Below are 18,311 nucleotides of genomic sequence, written 5' to 3' on the forward strand. Positions count from 1 at the left end.
TGTGCGCCGGCGGCCCGAAAAAAAAGAGGGACGCCCCGCGTTCATCTCCCGACCGTGACCCCGCTCGTCCGGTCCGCCGCCGGGTCCGCCCACTCCTCGGCAGCCCCGTTCTGCCCGGCGGAGTCGCGGGGTGTTCCCCGGAGCACGTCCCGCCGCGTCACCGCCGCCTCGACGAACGCCGCGAAGAGCGGGTGCGCCTTCGTCGGCCGCGACTTGAGTTCCGGGTGAAACTGCGTGGCGAGGAAGTAGGGATGTTCGGGAAGTTCGAGCATCTCGACGAGTCCCCCGTCGGGCGACATGCCGCTGAAGACCAGCCCCTTCGCTCCCAGCGTCTCTCGATAGGCCGGGTTGACCTCATACCGGTGGCGGTGCCGCTCGGAGATCTCGTCGGCGCCGTAAACGCCATGCACCCGGGATCCCGGCTGAAGCAGGCACGGGTAGGCTCCGAGCCGCATGGTGCCGCCCATGTCCGTCACCTGGTGCTGCGAGTCCAGGAGCGAGATCACGGGATCGCTCGTCCCCGGGTCGAACTCGGTCGAGTGGGCCGTCGGGAGACCGCATACGTTGCGCGCGAACTCGATGATGGCGCACTGCAGGCCCAGACAGATCCCGAAATAGGGGATCTCCCGCTCCCGGACGAACCGGATCGTGTCGATCATCCCGTCGATGCCGCGCTCCCCGAAGCCGCCCGGGATGAGCACCCCGTGGAAGCCTTCGAGGAAGTCGGTCCCCCGCGCCTCCACGTCCTCCGCGGACCGCCACTCGACATCCATCTCGACGTCGTTCACCGCGCCGCCGTGGATGAACGCCTCCGCGATCGACTTGTACGAATCCACGAGTTCCGTGTACTTCCCCACCACGCAGATCCGGACCCGGCCGTTCGACGGGTTCTTGATCCGGTCCACCATCGCCTTCCAGCTGTCGAGGTTCGGCGGAGGCGTGTCGAACCCGAACTGCTCGCAGATGCGGTCGTCCACCTCCTGCGCGCGATAGGCGAGCGGGAGTTCGTAGATCGTCGATACGTCGCGCGACTCGATGACCCGGTTCACGTCGACGTTGCAGAAGCGGGCGATCTTCTGCTTGATCCCATCGTCGAGGTCGTGTTCGGTCCGGCACACGAGCAGGTCGGGCTGGATTCCGATGCTCAGGAGTTCCCGCACCGAGTGCTGCGTCGGCTTTGTCTTCAGTTCGCCGGATGCGTTGATCCAGGGGACGAGCGTGAGGTGGATGAAGAGGGAATGCTCGCGGCCCACATCCTGCCGGAACTGCCGGATCGCCTCCAGGAAGGGGAGCGACTCGATGTCGCCGACGGTCCCGCCGATCTCCGTGATCACGACATCGTGATCCGGACCCAGGCGCCGCGCCGCCGTCTTGATCTCGTCGGTCACGTGCGGGATGACCTGGACCGTGACGCCGAGGAAGTCGCCCCGGCGCTCCTTCGTGATGATGTCCTGATAGACGCGGCCCGTCGTGACGTTGTTCGCCTGCGAGAGCGACTCGTCGATGAACCGTTCGTAGTGGCCGAGGTCGAGGTCGGTCTCCGCCCCGTCGTCCGTCACGTAGACCTCGCCGTGCTGGAACGGCGACATCGTCCCCGGGTCGACGTTCAGGTACGGGTCGAACTTCTGGATCGTCACGCGCAGGCCACGTTCGACGAGCAGGCGCCCGATCGAGGCCGCCGTGATGCCCTTCCCCAGCGCGGAGACGACCCCTCCCGTGATGAATATGTACTTCGTCGGCGACTTGTCGTCCCTCATCCCCGCACCTCCTTGCTGGACAATACTCGTTCCGCCCGCGCGATATCCGCGGGAAGATCGACTCCCGGCTCGGTCCACGGACCGAGTTCGACGTGGATCCGCATGCCCGCCTCGAGCGCCCTCAACTGTTCCAGCCGCTCGGCACGTTCGAGCGCGGACTCGGGCAGGGCCGCCCACCGCTTGAGCGCCGAGCGCCGGCAGGCGTACACGCCGATGTGGCGCAGCCGCGCGCGGGTGCCGAACTCCGGCGACGCGTCCCGCGAGAACGGGATCGGGCTGCGGCTGAAGTAGAGCGCCCTCCCGTCGGCGGCCCGGGCGACCTTGACCACGGCCGGGGACCGCCACTCCTCATCCCCGCGGATCGGCGCCGCGATCGTCGCGACTTCCCGCGCGCTCCGCACCGCGCCCTCGATCGCCCCGCCGTCCACGAACGGCTCGTCCGCCTGGAAGTTCACGACGACGTCATCCTCCGCCGCGCCGAGAAGGTCGGCGGCTTCATCCACGCGGTCCGTGCCGGACGGGTGATCCGACCGCGTGCGGACGACCTCCGCATCGAACCCCCGCGCGCATTCCTCGATCTCGTCGCTGTCCGTCGCGATCACGACCCTGTCGAAGGCGCGGATCGCCGAGGCGGCGCGCCAGCACCACTCAAGGAGCGTGCGGCCGGCCAGCGGCTGGAGGGGCTTCCTGGAGATACGGGTGCTGGAGATACGGGCGGGAAGGACGCAGATCACGCCCATCGCTGGGAGGGCCGGGAGACGGTCCGGAGCGGCATCGCGAAAAGCTAGGTTCGCGCTCCGGGGTTGTCAAAAGAATCAGCGCGGTGGCGGCATGCGCGTGGGACGGTGGGATTTGCGCGTCCGGACGTCGATGAAACCGATGAGGCCGGGATCATCGGGCTCGAGCGTGGAACCCGCCGCAACCCCGAACTCGAGCTTGAAGTCCCACATGCGGAGGGCCAGCCCGCCCTGGATCGAACCGTACAGTCGAAGCCCGTTTTCCGAACCGACGCCCCCGCCGCTGCCGCGCGCGAAGGCGTCCAGCCCGCCGAGCGCCACGTCGCCAACGAGGGGGATGCCGTACGCCGCCTCCGCGTAGACCAGGCGGGCGTCCCGCAGGCCGCGCAACGGCATGGTCGGCAGCGTTCCGATGCCCCCGATCATCGAGTGGCGCTGCGTGGGCAGGCGACCGGTGACGTCGAGACGCCCGATCCCGAACGCTTCAACCGCATGCCCCGACGCCGTCACCCGACGAGCGGAGAAGCGCCCCTCCACCAGCAGGAAGTCGTACTCCGAAATCGGGCCGATGCCGGCTACGACGCGGCTCAACTCGTCCTCCAACCCGACCTCAACGCCGAGACCCATCGCCGTGTGCCCGTCTCTACCCTGCGATTCCCACTCGAAGCCGAGGCGCCCGAACCACAGACTGCCGTCGGCAACCTGGAGATGAGGATCGTAATCCGGCAGCGACCGGAGCGGCCCCGGCGGCTCGTCGCCAAAGAGGATCGTGACCTGGCGGACGAGAAAGTCCGCCGCCTCCTCGCGTCCCAACGCGGCGACGACGCGCCAGCGGGGCGCATCCTCCCACACGGGCGGCTCCGGCGACCTCCATTCCACTTCCAGGCCGATCTCCCTCGAGTCGTAGTGGCTGCGGACGTCGTCGCCGGCCACGAAGTGCGCGAGGCTGTTGTACCACGTCGGCCGGATCCATTCCTCGTTGCTGACCACGGCGCTGGTCGCGAACAGGCCCAGTCGGACGCGTTCGCCGAGGTGCCAGGAGTTGTGGAGGCGGTAGTCCACATCCTCGCGGGCCGGGATCCATGTCATCCCGGCCGCCAGTTCGGGCCGGGCGGGGGCGGCGGAGAGGCGGGCCAGCGCGCCGACCGGGAAGGCGAGGCCGTTCACGCGGTCGTAGGTGGGGAGATGGAAACCGTAGGTGCCGTCGAACTCGAAGGCGGGTTCGGGCTCGACTTCGGAGATGATCTCGAACCCGCCCCGCGCGGGCCGGACGCGCAGCGGCTCGCTCGGACGGTAGGTGACGGCCCCCTCGACTTCCGCCACGTCCGAGTCGTAGAACCCGCCCCCGAGCACCAGCACGTCGCCGGCGATGGACGCGCCGGAGCGCAGGAAGAGGTCGCCGTCGACGACGTAGAGATCGCCCTCGATCCGCCCCGCGATACGCGCCGTGCCTTCGAGCAGGAGGACGGCTCCCGGCACCGTATCTCCCCGCGCCAGGACCGTGTCCCTCGTCCACACCGCGAAGCCGCCGGCGTCGAGGAAGGCCGCCAGCGCCGCCTGCGCCTCCGACCGCGGCTCCTCGGCCAGCCACACCTCCTGCCCGCTCCCGGGGGCCGGCAGCCCGGCCGCCGGCGCCGCGGCGAGCGCGACCGCAAGCACGAGGCGTTTCATTGTCCGGCCCTCACCGCCGTCCGCCAGCGGTCCCAGGCGATCACCTCCTCGCGCGGCAGCCGCTCCGGCAGTTCCGCCAGCCCGTCGTGGTACCCGAGGCAGAAGAGGGCCACGATCGGCACGTGCTCCGGAACGCCCAGGATCTCGCGGACGTCGCCCTCCCGGAAGCCGTAGACCCAGCTCGACTGCACGCCGAGATCCGCCGCCGCCAGCATCATCGTCTGCGTGGCGGAAGCGAGGTCCATGGCGAAGCTCGGACGCCCCGTGCCGCTCACGTGCGAGTGGATCCGCGCGCAGCAGGCGACGACGACGGGCGCCGTCATCACGTGGGGATGGTTGAAGGCGGCCGCCGCGATCCTGTGGCGTGCCAGCGCCTCCTGCACGACGACGAAGCGCCACGGCTGCGCCTCCCGCGCGGACGACGCGTAGCGCGCCGCCTCCAGCACCGCCTCCACGACCTCGGGTTCGACGAGATGGTCGCGGAAGCGCCGGACGGGACGCCGGTTGCGCGACAGATGGAGGAGGCGGGTCAACCTCATCGACGCCGCTCAGCCACGCGGATGGTGGCTGCGGTGCACCTGCCGCAGGAGCGACCGGTCCGCATGCGTGTAGATCTCGGTCGTCGAGATGTCTGCATGTCCGAGCATCTCCTGGACCGACGCGAGGTCGGCGCCTCCCTCCAGCAGGTGAGTCGCGAAGCTGTGGCGCAGCGTATGGGGCGTCACGCGCTTCAGGATGCCGGCACGCTCGACGCGGCGGCGAAGGATCTTCAAGACGCCCATCCGGCTCAGCGGACGCCCCCGCGCATTGAGGAAAACGCAACCTTCGGAGTGTCCCCGGTCGAGTTCGGGCCTCAGTGCTTCAAGGTATCGGCCCACCGCCGAACATGCATACGCGCCGATCGGAACGATTCGCTCCTTCCCGCCCTTCCCGCGCACGCGCACAAAGGCTTCCTCAAGGTCGACATCTCTCCCCTTCAACGACAGGAGTTCCGACACGCGGAGCCCGCAGCCGTAGAGGATCTCGAGCATGGCGTTATCCCGCGGCACCGTACGGCCCTCCGGGTCGCCCGCCGCGACCAGCGCCTCGATCTCGTGGACGGACAGCACGTCCGGGAGAGGGCGGCCCGCGCGCGGCGCTTCGAGGCGCTCGCTCGGATCGGCCTCGAGGGCGCCCTCGACGATGAGGAAGCGGAAGTAGCCGCGCAGCGCGTATACGCTCCGCGCGACGCTCGATGCCGCCAGTCCCTCGTCGGCCAACCATGCGACATGGTCGCGCAGCAGCCCGTACGTGACCCCGGCCGGCTCCGCCACGCCCTCCGATGCCGCGAAGGCCGCGAAACGCCGGGCCTCGCGGAGGTACGCGTCGATGGTGCGCGTAGAGAGCCCCCGCTCGAAGCCGAGGTGGTCCCGGAAAGGCTCGATGTGGAAGGCGCGCTCGATGTCCGGACCTTCTCCCGTCATGGCGACGCGTCCGACGCGCCGTCATCGCGCCGGCTTCGGATCCACCAGCCGATGATGGCGCCGATGAGGACGGCGGCCACGAGCAGGAGCCAGGCGTTGACCTGTCCGAGCAGCTCCATGAGGCGGTCCACGTTGCGCGAGGCGAACATGCCTCCCGCCAGCATGAGCCCGTTCCAGAGCAGCGACGCGGCGACGACCGGGGCCATCGCCCGCACCCAGCCCAGCCCCGTGAACCCCGCGAAGGTAGGGGCGACCACGCGCAGGACCGGCAGGCAGCGGGCGAAAAAGATGGCCCACAGCCCGTGACGCTCGTAGAAGCGGGACAGACGCTCGAACTGGTGCGGGCGGAGGAGGCGCCGGCCCCAGCGCGTCTCGAAGGCGCCCCGGCCGCGCCGCCGCGCGAGTCCGAACACGACCATCGCGCCGCCCGAGTTTGCGATCCACGCGCAGAGCAGGACGGGGAGGGGCTGCAACGATCCCCTGTCCGCGAGCACGGCGCCGAGCACCACGAACGTGTCGGATGGGACGGGCGGGAAGATGTTCTCCAGGGCGGAGCCCGCGGTGATGAGCGCGTAGGCGGTGACCGCCGGGAGGGCGAGGAGGAAGTCGAGGAGGGGTTGAACGCCGGGAACCTCAGGCACCGTCCCCCGCAGCCGCGGTCACCGTCGCGACCGCGATGGCGGCGAGGCCCTCGCCCCGTCCGATCCACCCCATCCCCTCGTTCGACTTGCCCTTGATCGACACGCCGGCCGCCCCCGTGCCCAGAGCCTCGCCGAGCCGCTCCCGCATGGCCGCGGCGTGCGGCGAGATGCGGGGCCGCTCGGCGATGACGGTCGCGTCGACGTTCACCACCCGGAATCCCTCGCCGCGCAGGCGGCGCACCGCCGAGGCGAGGAGTTCGATGGAGTCGGCGCCCGCGTACGCGGGGTCCGTATCCGGGAAGAGCACGCCGATGTCCCCGAGGCCCGCGGCGCCCAGGACCGCATCCGTGATCGCGTGCGCGACCGCGTCTCCATCGGAGTGTCCCTTCAGTCCGGGGGCATCGGGGATCGTCACGCCCCCCAGCACGAGAGGCCGCGCCTCATCGAAGCGGTGGGAATCGTACCCGACGCCGGTCCGCACCGAACGAACCTCCGCGGCGGGGCTAGTCCCGCCCCGTGCCCAGGATGCGGAGGGCGAGGTGGGCCGCGTTCTTCGCGTTGTCGATGCCCACCGCGGCGACGGGGACGCCCGGCGGCATCTGCGCGCACGAAAGGAGCGCGTCGAGCCCTCCGAGCGTGCCCGCGGAGACGGGGACGCCGATCACCGGGAGGGAGGTGTGCGCCGCCACGACGCCGGGAAGCGCCGCCGACAGGCCCGCCCCGCAGATTACGACGGAATGGCCAGCCGCCGCCGCGCCCTCCGCCAACTCCGCGGTCCGCTTCGGCTGCCGGTGGGCCGAACTCACCTCGACCTGCACCTCGACCCCGTGCTCGCGAAGGATCGCCACGCCCTTGTCCATCGTGGGCATGTCCGATTCCGACCCCATCATCACCAGTACCGAACTCATCGTATCCTCCCGGCCGATCCGCCGCGGGCGCCGCCCGCGCGGAAGGCCGCTAGCGTCCTAGTCGTCGTTCCAGCGCCGGACGGCCAGACAGACGTTGTGGCCGCCGAACCCGAAAGAATTCGAGAGCGCGACCTCGACCTCGCGTTCCAGCACGCCTCCGTGGGCGTATTCGAGATCGCACTCGGGATCCGCTTCCTCGAAGTTGATCGTGGGCGGGATGATTCCGCGCAGGCAGACGAGAGCGGAGATCGCCCCCTCTATGGCCCCGGCCGCCCCGAGCGTGTGCCCCGTCATCGACTTCGTCGAACCCACGACGATCGAATACGCGTGGTCGCCCAGGACGTCCTTGATCGCCTTCGTCTCGGACACGTCGTTCGCGGGCGTCGACGTGCCGTGGGCGTTGATGTACCCGACGTCCGCCGGGTCGAGTCCCGCGTCGTCGAGCGCCTGCTCCATGGCGAGCCGCGCCCCCGAGCCATCCGGCGCCGGCGCCGTCATGTGGTAGGCATCCGCGCTCTGTCCGAAGCCCGCCACCTCCCCGAGGATCGTCGCCCCGCGTGCCTTCGCGTGCTCGAGTTCCTCGAGGATGAACATCCCCGCGCCCTCCCCGAGCACGAACCCGTCGCGGTGCGCGTCGAAGGGGCGCGAGGCCCGCTTCGGATCGTCGTTGCGCGTCGACATCGCCCGCATGTTCGCGAAGCCGGCGACCGCGAGCGGCGTGATGGTGGACTCGCTGCCCCCCGTGATCATCACGTCGGCCTCGCCGTTCCGGATCGAGCGGAAGGCCAGCCCGACGGAATGGCCGCTGGAGGCGCAGGCCGAGACGGTCGCATAGTTGGGGCCCTGCGCCCCGTACCGCATCGACACCATCCCCGAAGCCATGTCCGGGATGAACATGGGGATGAAGAAGGGGGAGACGCGCCGGGGTCCGCCGGCGAGGAGCTTCTCGTGCTGGGCCTCGAGCAGCGGAAGCCCGCCGATCCCGACGCCGATGAGCACGCCGACCCGATCCGGGGGAAGCTCTCCGAATCCATCCGCGAAACCGGCCTCGGTCACGGCCTGCTCCGCCGCGGCCATCGAGAAGTGGAGGAACCGGTCCGCCCGTCGGGCGTCCTTCCGGTCCATGTACTGCGCCGGGTCGAAGTCCTTCACCTCGCAGGCGAAGCGGACCGACTGGTCGGATGCGTCGAACTGGGTGATGGGCCCCGCGCCGCTCACGCCGCGGAGGAGCGCGTCCCAGGTCGAGTCGGGATCGAGTCCGATCGGGGTGACGAGGCCGATCCCCGTGATCGCTACACGTCTTCTCATGAAATGAAAGGCCCGCGGGCGCCGGCCGCCCGTACGAAGCCTCCCTAGACCTTCTCGTTCAGATACGCGATGGCCTCCTCGACCGTCTGCATCCTCTCCGCGTCCTCATCCGGGATCTCGATCCCGAACTCCTCCTCGAAAGCCATCACGAGTTCGACGGTATCGAGCGAGTCGGCGCCCAGATCATCGACGAAGTTCGCGTCGTCCACCACCTTCTCCTGCTCCACGCCGAGTTCCTGCGCGATGATCTCCCGCACGCGTGCCGCGTTGTCCATGATTGCGTGTTCTCCTTGTAATGAAGGGGACCGACCCGCGGCCCCTGTTTCCCGACGCTACGACTGCATGACCATCCCGCCGTCGACGACGATCACCTGCCCGGTAACGTACGAAGCCCCGGGACCGACGAGAAATCGCACCACCGTGGCGACATCTTCCGGGGACCCCGGCCGGCCGAGGGGAATCCTCTCCGACATGGCTTTTTGAACGCTTTCGGGCAGTCCCGAGGTCATGTCGGTCGAGATGAACCCGGGGGCGACCGCGTTGGCCCGCACGCCGCGACTCGCAAGCTCCTGAGCGACGCTTCGGGTGAGCGAGATCAGGGCGGCTTTGGCCGCCGCATAGTTGGACTGGCCGCGGTTTCCCGTCAAGCCCACGACGCTGGAGATGTTCACGATGTTTCCGGCGCGCCGCTTCATCATGCCGCGGGCGACGGCCCGCATGAGATAGAAGGCCCCCGACAGGTTCGTGTCGAGCACGGACCGCCAGTCCTCGTCCTTGAGGCGGAGGAGGATGTTGTCGCGCGTGATCCCGGCGTTGTTCACGAGGATCGTCGCGGCGCCGAGCGTCTCGGACACGTCCGCGACGAGTCGCTTGCACGCCTCCGGGTCGGAGACGTCGCAGCCGAAGCCCGCGTGGCCCTCGCCGGGCAGGCCCTCGGCCACGGCCCGGGCGCGGTCCGCCCCGGTGCCGATCACGGCGACGCGCGCGCCCGCGCGGGCCAGTTCCTCCGCGATCGCGGTCCCGATGCCGCGCGTCGCCCCCGTGACGATCGCGATCTCCCCCGTGAGTTCACTCATGCAGGCACCCTTCAGTCCGAAGATCCGAGGTAGGCGTCCACGGACGGCGAGTCTCCGACCGCGGTCACGCGCAGGCTTCGATCGATGCGGCGGGCGAGGCCCGAGAGCACGTTTCCGGGTCCGACCTCGAGCCAGCGCGCGGTCCCCGTCTCGCGGATGCGGTCGATCCCCTCCATCCACCGGACGGGCGACGTGAGCTGCAGGATGAGGGTTCTCCGCGCCTCCCCGGATTCCGTCACGGGCGTCGCCGTGGCGTTGGAGACGATGGGAAACGAGGGATCGCGCCAATCCGTCCCCTCGAGTGCCGCCGCCAGCCCTTCGGCCGCCGTCGCCATGAGGGGCGAATGGAACGCGCCGCTCACGTTGAGCGGGAGGACGCGGCGCGCGCCGGCCTCCGAAGCGAGCCGACCCGCCGCGGCCACGGTCTCGACATCGCCGCTGATGACGACCTGGCCCGGCGCGTTGAGATTCGCGGGCACGGCGATCCCCCCGGCCGCCCCCGCCCGCTCGCAGGCGTCGGCCACGGATTCCGCGTCCAACCCGAGTACGGCGGCCATCGTGCCCGGCCGGTCCGCGCCCGAGGCCCCCATGAGCCGTCCGCGCTCGCGCACGATCCGGAGGCCGTCCTCGAAGCCGAAGGCGTCGGACACGAGGTACGCCGACAGTTCGCCGAGCGAATGTCCCGCCCCGATGCCCGCTTCCCCGGCGCGCGCGGCGATGAGGTGCCAGATGGCGAAGGAGTGCAGCATGATCGCCGGTTGCGCGTTCTCGGTCGCCCGAAGCTCCTCCTCGGGCCCCTCCCAGCAGATCCGGCTCAGCGGCATGCCGAGCGTATCGTCCGCGCGCTCGTAGAGTTCCCGCACCGACCCGTCGTCTTCCGTCAGGTCCCGCCCCATGCCCACGTACTGGGCGCCCTGTCCCGGAAAGAGGAGCGCGACCCTGCTCACGCGCCGCTCTCCTGCGGCATCCGGGCGAGGGAGGTGCGCGTGACGGAGGTGAAGCCCGAAGCGGCGCAGTCGGCCGCCGTGCGAATCCCGTTCATGATGGCGCGCGAGGGGGAAGTCCCGTGACAGATGACCGTGACTCCGTCCACGCCGAACAGGGGCGCGCCGCCGTACTCGGCGTAGTCGAGAAAGCGCAGCGCCTCGCCGAGTTCGCCCCCTTCGCCCACGCCGGCGTTGCGGAAGATCCCGAGCACGAACTCGGCGATCGACTCGTAGAACTTGAGCAGCACGTTGCCGACGAAACCGCCGCACACGAGCACGTCGCAGGCCCCGGTCACGATCTGGTGTCCCTCCACGTTGCCGACGAAATGGAGCTCCGGGTCGGCGGAGAGGAGCCCGTGGGCCGTCGCGATCGCGCCTCCTCCCTTCTCTCCCTCCACGCCGATGTTGAGGAGGCCGACCCGCGGCCGCCCGACCGAAAGCGTCCGGCGCAGATAGGTCGAGCCCAGGTGCGCGAACTGGTGCAGTTGCCGCGGACGGACGTCCACGTTCGCGCCTACGTCCATGACGAGCACGCGCCCGGTCGCGGTCGGAAAGAGGGCGCCCACGGGCGGGCGGTCCACGCCGGGGAGCAAGCCGAGCGTGAGCACCGAAGCCACGACGGTGGCTCCCGTCGGCCCGGCGGACACGAAGCCGTCGGCCCTCCCGTCGCGCACGGCCTCGAGGCCGCGGACCACGGTGCTGTCGGCCTTCCGCCGCACGGCGAGGGCGGGCGGTTCCGCCGGGCCGATGAACTCCTCCGCCGCGAGCCACGCCACCCGGTCGCGCGGGAAGCGGCTTCGCGCTTCGCGCAGGAGATCGCCGGGCCCCACGAGCAGGAGTGAAAGATCATCCGGCCACGCGTCGAGCGCCGCCGCGGCGGCCTGCAGCGTGGCTTCCGGCGCGGCGTCTCCGCCCAGCAGATCGAGCGCTACCCGCATCACGGGCTGCTCGCCCGACTCATCTACCCGGCCCGGCCGCCGGAGGGCGGCGGCCGCGCTCGGGGGCTTCAAAAGTCGTCGACCTGAACGACCTCGCGGTCCGCGTAGTAGCCGCAGGTCGGGCAGACGCGATGCGGTCGCTTCGGATCCCCGCACTTGGGACACGCCTGGCGCGCGTTGTCCGGCGCCCTGTAGTGCGTGCGCCGCTTGCGCTTGCGCTGCTTCGACGTCCGTCTCTTGGGAACAGCCATATCGTCAACTCACTCCTGGCCATCGAATGGAACTCCGCGACGTTCGAACGGAGCGTGGTAACTGGCGCTTTTCGCCCCCGAATGTCAAGGAATTTCGCCCTCCGGGGCCCCCTCCGAAGCGCCCTCCGAGGCGTCCGCCGAACCTCCTCCCAGTCCCTCCAGCGCGGCCCAGCGCGCGTCGGGTTCAGGCGGCGGGCAGCGGCACGGCTGTTCCGCGACCCGCGCGCCGCACGCCGGGCAGAGCCCCGGGCACTCGGGCGAGCACTCCACCCAGGCGGGCGCCTGGACCCACAACTCCTCGCGGATCGGCCCCGCCAGGTCCAGTTCGCCCGACTCGGCGTCCAGCGCCCAGACCCCCTCTTCGCCCGGCGTGACCCGGGCGGGCGGGCGGTATAGCGCGTCCCACCTGGCGCGCACGCGGACCCGGGTCGGATCGAGGCAGCGGCGGCACTCGACCGTGGCCCGCGCGCCGAGCGTGCCCCGGGCGCGAACCGAGGCCCCATCCGCCTTCCGGATTTCGACCTCGATGTCGACGTACTCGAAGGGGAGCGGCAACGCGCCGAGCGATTCGTCCGGCGTCTCGACGCGAAACGCCCGCTCGATGGGGCCGGCGTCGAGGCCCGCAAGTCCGATTCGCGCAGATTCCGCCGGGTCCGGCGGCGGCGATGCGCGACGCGGGCTCACGCGCTCTCGATGAGGTCGACCTGTCCGAAGAAAAAGCCGAGTTCCGCCCTCGCGTTCTCGTCCGAGTCGGAGCCGTGGATCGCGTTGCGCTCCTTGCTCTCCGCGTACAGCGCGCGCACGGTGCCCGGCGCGGCCTCCGCCGGGTCCGTGGCGCCGATGACCTCGCGCAGGTAGGGCACCGCGCGGTCGTGTTCGAGCGCGAGCGCCATGCAGGGCCCCGACGTCATGAACTCCACGAGCGCCCCGAAGAAGGGCCGCTCCCGGTGCACGGCATAGAAGGCTTCGGCTCCGGCGCGCCGGAGCCGCAGAACCCGTGACCCCCGTATGCGAAAGCCCGCGTCCTCGAGCGCCGCGAGGACCCTGCCGGCCTTCCCGGACCCGAACGCATCGGGCTTGATGATCGCGAGCGTCATCGTCTGCACGGCTTCACTCCCCTTTCGTTTCTTCGGCTTCCGTTTCTTCCGCCTCGCCCGCCGCGTCCCGAAGAAGGAGCCTTCGGATGATGTCACCGCGCGTCAGAAACCCGACGAGCTCGCCTTCGCGGACGACGGGAAAACGTTCGATTTCCCTGTCCAGCATCAGGCGAACCACGTTGGCCAGCGGTTCGTCCTCCTTCACGCACATCACGGCCCGTTCCATGATGTCTCGCACCTCGCCGGCGTGGACGCTTCCCGTCGCCGGCCGGCCCGCCTCCGCCCGCTCGAGCGCGGGCAGGAGGCGGCTGATCAACAGGCGGTCCGTGAGCATCCCGAGCACATGGCCCTCGTCATCGATGACCGGCATCGCGCGGAGCCGGCGGCGCGCGAGCATGTCCGCCGCCGCCTCCACCGTCATGCCGGGAGGGACCGTGGTCACGTCGCGGGTCATGATCTCCCGTACCTTCATTGTCGCCTCCCGCCGGTTCTGCGTCGCCGCGTCCCGCCCCCGACCCGCCCTAGCGGTCGTGGATCAGACCCACCAGGTCGGCGGGCCGCCGGGCGACGCCGATCCCGTGGCTCTCGAAGGCGCGGATCTTCTCCTCCGCCGTCCCCTCGGAGCCCGAGATGATCGCGCCCGCGTGCCCCATGCGCCTGCCGGGAGGTGCCGTCTGGCCCGCGATGAACCCGACGACGGGCTTGCTCATCTCCCGCGACACGTACTCCGCCGCCACCTGCTCGTCCGTCCCGCCGATCTCCCCGATCACCGCGACGGCCTCCGTCTCCGGGTCCGCCTCGAACGCCGCCAGACAATCGACGAAGTCCGTGCCGATGAGCGGGTCGCCCCCGATCCCGACGCAGGCGGACTGTCCGATGCCGGCCCGCGTGAGCTGGAAGATGACCTCGTACGTGAGCGTGCCGGAACGGCTCACGATCCCGACCGGCCCCTCGCGCACGATCTGGCCCGGGAGAATCCCGACCTTGCAGCGGCCGGGGACGATGAGCCCCGGGCAGTTGGGGCCGATGAGACGCGCGCCCTTCTCCCGCACGTACGGCAGCACGCGCAGCATGTCCCCGACGGGCACGCCCTCGGTGATGCACACGATGAGCGCGATCCCCGCGTCCGCCGCCTCGAACACCGCGTCCGCCGCGAAGCGCGCGGGCACGTAGATGACGCTCGTGTTCGCCTCCGCCTCGGCCACCGCCTCCTCCACGGTGTCGAACACGGGCACGGCGTCGTCGAACGACCGGCCGCCCTTCCCCGGCGTCACGCCGGCCACGACGCGCGTGCCGTACTCCATCATCTGCCGCGTGTGGAACGAGCCGTCGCGCCCCGTGATCCCCTGGACCACGAGCCTCGTATCGTCTCCGATGAAGATCCCCATCAGCGGCCGCCCTCCGTGGCGCCGCCCGCGCGGCGAACGGCGGTCTCCACCGCCCGGTCCATGTCCACCATCGCCTCGAACCCCCGCGCAGCGAGGATCGCGACGCCCTCCTCCTCGTTCGTTCCCGTCAGGCGGATCGTGATCGGCACCCCGAGTTCCATGCGGTCCGTCGCCTCCACGATCCCGTTCGCGACGTCGTCGCAGCGCGTGATGCCGCCGAAGATGTTGAACAGAATCGACTTCACGTTCGGGTCCGCGGTGATGAGTTCGAGCGCCGCCACGACCTTGTCGGGATTCGAGGAGCCGCCGATGTCGAGGAAGTTCGCCGGCTCGCCGCCGTAGTACTTGACCAGGTCCATCGTGGCCATCGCGAGGCCGGCCCCGTTCACGCAGCACCCGACGTTGCCGTCGAGCGGGATGTAGGAGAGTTCGGCCTCGCGCGCCCGCACCTCGGCCGGATTCTCCGCCTCCGTGTCGCGGAGCGCGGCGATGTCGGGAAGCCGGAAGAGGGCGTTGTCATCGATGTTCATCTTCGCGTCGATCGCCTTCACCTCTCCGGCGGGGTTCACGATCATCGGGTTGATCTCCGCCAGCGTGGCGCCGCTCGCCCGGTACGCCTCGTAGAGCTTCGCGATGATGGACGAAGCCTGCCGCGCCGCGCGCGGGTCGTCGTAGAGGTGATGGCCGAGCAGGGCCGCCTGGTGGGCGAGGAGCCCGTAGCGCGGGTCCACGGCGACCTTCCGGATCGCCCCGGGCATCGTCGCGGCGACCTCCTCGATGTCGACGCCGCCCTCCGAGGAGACCATGATCGTGTCCGCCTGGCGCGCCCGGTCGAGCACGATGCCGACATAGGCCTCGGAGGCGATGTCCTCGGCCGGCGCGACGAGGACCCGCCGCACCTCGATTCCCTTGATCTCCATCCCGAGGATGGCGTCGGCGCTGTCGCGCGCCTCGGCCGGGGTCGCGGCGAGCTTGACGCCTCCCGCCTTGCCGCGGCCTCCGGCGTGGACCTGGGCCTTGACGACCACTTGTCCGCCGAAGCGTTCGGCCGCCGCCGCGGCTTCGTCCGCGGTCGCGGCGACCTCGGCCTCCGGCACGGGGATGCCGTGCCGCGCGAAGATCGCCCGCGCCTGGAATTCGTGAATGTTCATAGGATCGTCGTCATGCTCCGAATTTCGCGTCAAACCGCCGGCAGGTCGACCCCCTGACCGGCCAGGAACGTCCGCGCCACGCCCGCGATCTCGCGCAGGCGCTCCTCCGTGTCCGCCTCCACGCGCGCCACGACGGCCGGCTGGGTGTTGCTCGCCCGGATCAGCAGCCACCCGCCGTCAAACAGGACGCGCACGCCGTCGATGTCGATGACCTCGTACCGCTCGCGGAAGAAGCGGACCGCCTCCGCCACGAGGCCGAACTTCCGCTCTTCCGGACAGTCCAGGCGCAGTTCGGGCGTCGCCGGATAGCTCGGAATCTCCGCCGCCAACTCCGACAGCCGGCGTCCCGAGCGGGACACGAGACCCCCGAGGCGGGCCGCCGCGTAGATCGCGTCGTCCGTGCCGAAGAACCTGTCCGCAAAGCAGATATGCCCGCTCATCTCACCCGCGATCGGAGATCTCCCGGCCCGCATGCGCTCCTTGATGAGCGAGTGTCCCGTCTTCCACATCACGGGGACGCCCCCGTGGGCCCGGATGACCCGGGGCAGCGCCTGCGAGCACTTCACGTCGAACACGACCTCGGCCCCCGGCCGTTCCGCGAGCACTTCCTTCGCGAACAGAAGCAGCAGGTGGTCGCCCCGGATGATCCTCCCCTCTTCGGTCACGGCGCCGATCCGGTCCGCGTCCCCGTCGAGTCCCACGCCGAGGTCCGCGCCGGTCGCGGGCACGCGCGCGATGAGGTCCCGGATATATTCGTCCACCGTCGGGTCCGGGTGGTGGTTCGGGAAGGTCCCGTCCGACTCGCAGTAGAGGCCGTCCACGTCGATGCCCGCGGCGGTCAGGGCGCGCACCGCGATGACGCTCCCCACCCCGTTCCCGCAGTCGAGCACCATGCGCACGTCGCCCTCGACGCGTCCCCGCGCGGCGATCTCCTCCACGTAGCGGTCGAGGATCTCCGCCTCCCGCATCTCCCCGCGGCCCGACGCGAAGGCCTCCGCCTCGATCCGGTCGCGGAGGGCACGGATCGCCGGGCCGTAGAGCGCCGCGCCGTCCCGCACCATCTTGATGCCGTTGTATTCGGGCGGGTTGTGGGATCCGGTGATCTGAATCGCCCCGTCCGTCCCGAACTCGATCGCCGCGAAATAGAGGGTCGGCGTGGGGACCGTGCCGACCGTCGTCACGTCGACGCCGGCCGCGCACAGGCCGCGGCACAGGGCGGCGGTGAGCGCCGGAGACGAAGGCCGGTTGTCGTGGCCGACGACGACGCGCGGCGCCGGACGGTCCGCGAGTTCCGTCCCGAAGGCGCGCCCCACGAGTTCGGCCGCCGTCTCCGTCAGGTCGTCCCCGACGATCCCGCGAATGTCGTATTCGCGGAAGATTCCGGATGGGATCGGCATTACGGCGACGGCGGGTCCTCGGCCTGGACGACCATGCCCGGCGCGGGCGCGTCCGCGGGCACATCCGCGAGGGCCTCGCGGGCCCGGTCGATGATGCGTCCGGGGAAGAGGCCGCCGAGAAGGATCAGCGCCACGCACGTCCCGATCGCGAGGTTGAACCCCGGCCTGGGCGGCGGCGGCGTGTGGGCGTCCTCGGGCGCCGCCTCGAAGTACATCTTCCACACCACGCGGAGGTAGTAGTAGTAGGCGACGAGGCTCGTCAGCACGAGCGTGACCGCCAGCGCAATCTCCCCCGCATCCACCGCGGCGCGAAGCAGGTACAGCTTGCCGACGAAGCCCGCCGTGGGCGGGAAGCCGGCCAGCGAGAGCAGGAAGACGAGGAGCGCCGCCCCGAGCACCGGACGCCGCCAGCCCAGCCCCCGGTAGTCCTGCACGCGCTGGTTCCGGTCGCCCCGTCCCGCCACGTGGAAGACGATGGCGAAGCTCCCCGCGGTCACCACGGTGTACGCCGCGAGGTAGAAGATCGAGGCGGACCGCCCCAGTTCGGAGGCCGCGACCACGCCGACGAGGAGGTACCCGGCGTGCGCCACCGAGGAGTAGGCCAGCATCCGCTTCACGTCCTGCTGCGAGAGCGCGATGAGGTTGGGCACGATCATGGTCAGGATCGCGAGCCACCACACGGCGCCCTTCCACACCTCGGCCGCGCCCCCGAGATCCACGGTCAGCACGCGCAGGAGCGCGACGAAGGCGGCCGCCTTGACCCCCGTCGCCATGAACGACGTGACCGGCGTCGGGGCGCCGTCGTAGGCGTCCGGGGCCCACATGTGGAAGGGGACGGCGGCGATCTTGAACGCGAAGCCGATGAGCAGGAGGCCGATGCCGGCGACGAGCAGCAGGTCCCCCCCGGCCGGCGCGGCCGCGATGCGCTCGGCGGCGGTGGCCAGGCGCGTCGTCCCGGTGGCCCCGTAGAGGAGCGCCATCCCGTACACGACGAAGGCGCTCGCGAAGGCGCCGACGATGAAGTACTTGAGGCTCGCCTCGGAGGAGCGCGGGTTCTTCCGCACGAATCCCGTGAGGATGTAGACGGAGATCGACATCAGCTCGAGGCCGACGAAGAGGAGGATGAGGTCGCGCGCCGCGACGAGCACCATCATCCCGACGAGGGCCAGCAGAATCAGCGCGTGGAACTCCGGCGACCGCAGCCCCTCCCGGCTCAGGTAGTCGCGCGAGAGCGACACCACGAGCAGGGCGCCGCCGCACAGGATCGTGTCCGCCGCCACGCGGAAGCCGTCGAGCGCGATCATCGCGTCCGGCGGGGCGGAAGCGTCCATGAGCCACAGGCTCGCGATGAACGCGCCCGCGATCGAGTACAGCGTGACGAGGCAGTCGACGGACATCCGCCCATCGCCGGCCCCGCCTCCCGCGGCACCGTCCGCGCCCGCGCCACCCCCGCTCGCGCGCGCGAACGCGTCGTGCATGAGGATGAACATCGCCGCCAGCGACAGGATGACTTCCGGCAGGAGCGCGACCCAGTGGTTCACG

The 18,311-nt window shown here is 70.6% G+C and carries 21 protein-coding genes; all 21 read right to left on the reverse strand.

Annotated elements, in window-relative coordinates; translation table 11 throughout:
- Positions 1-41: 41 nt before the first annotated feature.
- Positions 42-1,757, reverse strand: coding sequence for a CTP synthase (locus tag ACOGI9_RS05805; RefSeq protein ID WP_419858929.1), 1,716 nt, complete (start codon positions 1,755-1,757; stop codon positions 42-44).
- Positions 1,754-2,497 (reverse strand): 3-deoxy-manno-octulosonate cytidylyltransferase, encoded by a 744-nt coding sequence (gene kdsB / locus ACOGI9_RS05810; protein WP_419858930.1) that lies wholly within the window; start codon positions 2,495-2,497, stop codon positions 1,754-1,756. The genes ACOGI9_RS05805 and kdsB overlap by 4 nt, the downstream gene beginning before the upstream one ends.
- A 75-nt stretch (positions 2,498-2,572) precedes the next feature.
- Complete coding sequence (locus tag ACOGI9_RS05815; RefSeq protein ID WP_419858931.1) at positions 2,573-4,165, reverse strand: hypothetical protein; 1,593 nt, start codon at positions 4,163-4,165, stop codon at positions 2,573-2,575.
- Entirely contained in the window at positions 4,162-4,704 is a 543-nt protein-coding gene (locus tag ACOGI9_RS05820; RefSeq protein WP_419858932.1) for a nitroreductase family protein, read from the reverse strand. Before ACOGI9_RS05820 ends, ACOGI9_RS05815 begins: the two co-directional genes overlap by 4 nt.
- A gap of 9 nt (positions 4,705-4,713) precedes the next feature.
- Entirely contained in the window at positions 4,714-5,628 is a 915-nt protein-coding gene (gene xerD / locus ACOGI9_RS05825) for a site-specific tyrosine recombinase XerD (RefSeq protein WP_419858933.1), read from the reverse strand.
- On the reverse strand, positions 5,625-6,269 hold the full coding sequence (locus ACOGI9_RS05830) for a DedA family protein (protein ID WP_419858934.1): 645 nt from the start codon (positions 6,267-6,269) through the stop codon (positions 5,625-5,627). The genes xerD and ACOGI9_RS05830 overlap by 4 nt, the downstream gene beginning before the upstream one ends.
- Positions 6,262-6,750 (reverse strand): 2-C-methyl-D-erythritol 2,4-cyclodiphosphate synthase, encoded by a 489-nt coding sequence (gene ispF, locus ACOGI9_RS05835; RefSeq protein WP_419858935.1) that lies wholly within the window; start codon positions 6,748-6,750, stop codon positions 6,262-6,264. The genes ACOGI9_RS05830 and ispF overlap by 8 nt, the downstream gene beginning before the upstream one ends.
- 22 nt (positions 6,751-6,772) lie before the next feature.
- The gene (purE, locus tag ACOGI9_RS05840) at positions 6,773-7,177 is read right to left on the reverse strand and encodes a 5-(carboxyamino)imidazole ribonucleotide mutase (RefSeq protein ID WP_310778451.1); all 405 of its coding nucleotides are present in this window, start codon (positions 7,175-7,177) and stop codon (positions 6,773-6,775) included.
- Between the two features lie 57 nt (positions 7,178-7,234).
- Positions 7,235-8,485, reverse strand: a complete 1,251-nt coding sequence (gene fabF, locus ACOGI9_RS05845) for a beta-ketoacyl-ACP synthase II (RefSeq protein ID WP_419858936.1) — start codon at positions 8,483-8,485, stop codon at positions 7,235-7,237.
- Between the two features lie 44 nt (positions 8,486-8,529).
- Complete coding sequence (locus tag ACOGI9_RS05850) at positions 8,530-8,760, reverse strand: acyl carrier protein (RefSeq protein WP_310759001.1); 231 nt, start codon at positions 8,758-8,760, stop codon at positions 8,530-8,532.
- Between the two features lie 57 nt (positions 8,761-8,817).
- Positions 8,818-9,561: a 3-oxoacyl-[acyl-carrier-protein] reductase gene (fabG, locus tag ACOGI9_RS05855; protein ID WP_419858937.1), complete on the reverse strand. Its 744-nt coding sequence runs from the start codon at positions 9,559-9,561 to the stop codon at positions 8,818-8,820.
- A gap of 11 nt (positions 9,562-9,572) precedes the next feature.
- The gene (gene fabD, locus ACOGI9_RS05860) at positions 9,573-10,508 is read right to left on the reverse strand and encodes an ACP S-malonyltransferase (RefSeq protein ID WP_419858938.1); all 936 of its coding nucleotides are present in this window, start codon (positions 10,506-10,508) and stop codon (positions 9,573-9,575) included.
- Entirely contained in the window at positions 10,505-11,485 is a 981-nt protein-coding gene (gene plsX / locus ACOGI9_RS05865) for a phosphate acyltransferase PlsX (protein WP_419859245.1), read from the reverse strand. The genes fabD and plsX overlap by 4 nt, the downstream gene beginning before the upstream one ends.
- 68 nt (positions 11,486-11,553) lie before the next feature.
- Complete coding sequence (rpmF, locus tag ACOGI9_RS05870) at positions 11,554-11,736, reverse strand: 50S ribosomal protein L32 (protein WP_419858939.1); 183 nt, start codon at positions 11,734-11,736, stop codon at positions 11,554-11,556.
- A gap of 84 nt (positions 11,737-11,820) precedes the next feature.
- Positions 11,821-12,420: a YceD family protein gene (locus tag ACOGI9_RS05875; RefSeq protein ID WP_419858940.1), complete on the reverse strand. Its 600-nt coding sequence runs from the start codon at positions 12,418-12,420 to the stop codon at positions 11,821-11,823.
- Positions 12,417-12,833 carry a nucleoside-diphosphate kinase gene (gene ndk / locus ACOGI9_RS05880; protein WP_310778606.1) on the reverse strand — a complete coding sequence of 139 codons (417 nt, stop codon included), beginning with the start codon at positions 12,831-12,833 and terminating at the stop codon, positions 12,417-12,419. Before ndk ends, ACOGI9_RS05875 begins: the two co-directional genes overlap by 4 nt.
- A gap of 13 nt (positions 12,834-12,846) precedes the next feature.
- Positions 12,847-13,305 carry an HPP family protein gene (locus ACOGI9_RS05885; RefSeq protein WP_419858941.1) on the reverse strand — a complete coding sequence of 153 codons (459 nt, stop codon included), beginning with the start codon at positions 13,303-13,305 and terminating at the stop codon, positions 12,847-12,849.
- 49 nt (positions 13,306-13,354) lie between these two features.
- Complete coding sequence (gene sucD, locus ACOGI9_RS05890) at positions 13,355-14,221, reverse strand: succinate--CoA ligase subunit alpha (RefSeq protein WP_419858942.1); 867 nt, start codon at positions 14,219-14,221, stop codon at positions 13,355-13,357.
- Positions 14,221-15,372, reverse strand: a complete 1,152-nt coding sequence (sucC, locus tag ACOGI9_RS05895; RefSeq protein ID WP_419858943.1) for an ADP-forming succinate--CoA ligase subunit beta — start codon at positions 15,370-15,372, stop codon at positions 14,221-14,223. The genes sucD and sucC overlap by 1 nt, the downstream gene beginning before the upstream one ends.
- Positions 15,373-15,401: 29 nt before the next feature.
- Entirely contained in the window at positions 15,402-16,769 is a 1,368-nt protein-coding gene (locus tag ACOGI9_RS05900) for a phosphomannomutase/phosphoglucomutase (protein ID WP_419858944.1), read from the reverse strand.
- Positions 16,769-18,310, reverse strand: a complete 1,542-nt coding sequence (locus ACOGI9_RS05905) for an NADH-quinone oxidoreductase subunit N (protein ID WP_419858945.1) — start codon at positions 18,308-18,310, stop codon at positions 16,769-16,771. Before ACOGI9_RS05905 ends, ACOGI9_RS05900 begins: the two co-directional genes overlap by 1 nt.
- Position 18,311 lies beyond the last annotated feature (1 nt).

Origin of the sequence: Candidatus Palauibacter irciniicola (assembly GCF_965208695.1) — a bacterium.
Classification (GTDB): Bacteria; Gemmatimonadota; Gemmatimonadetes; order Palauibacterales; family Palauibacteraceae; genus Palauibacter; species Palauibacter irciniicola.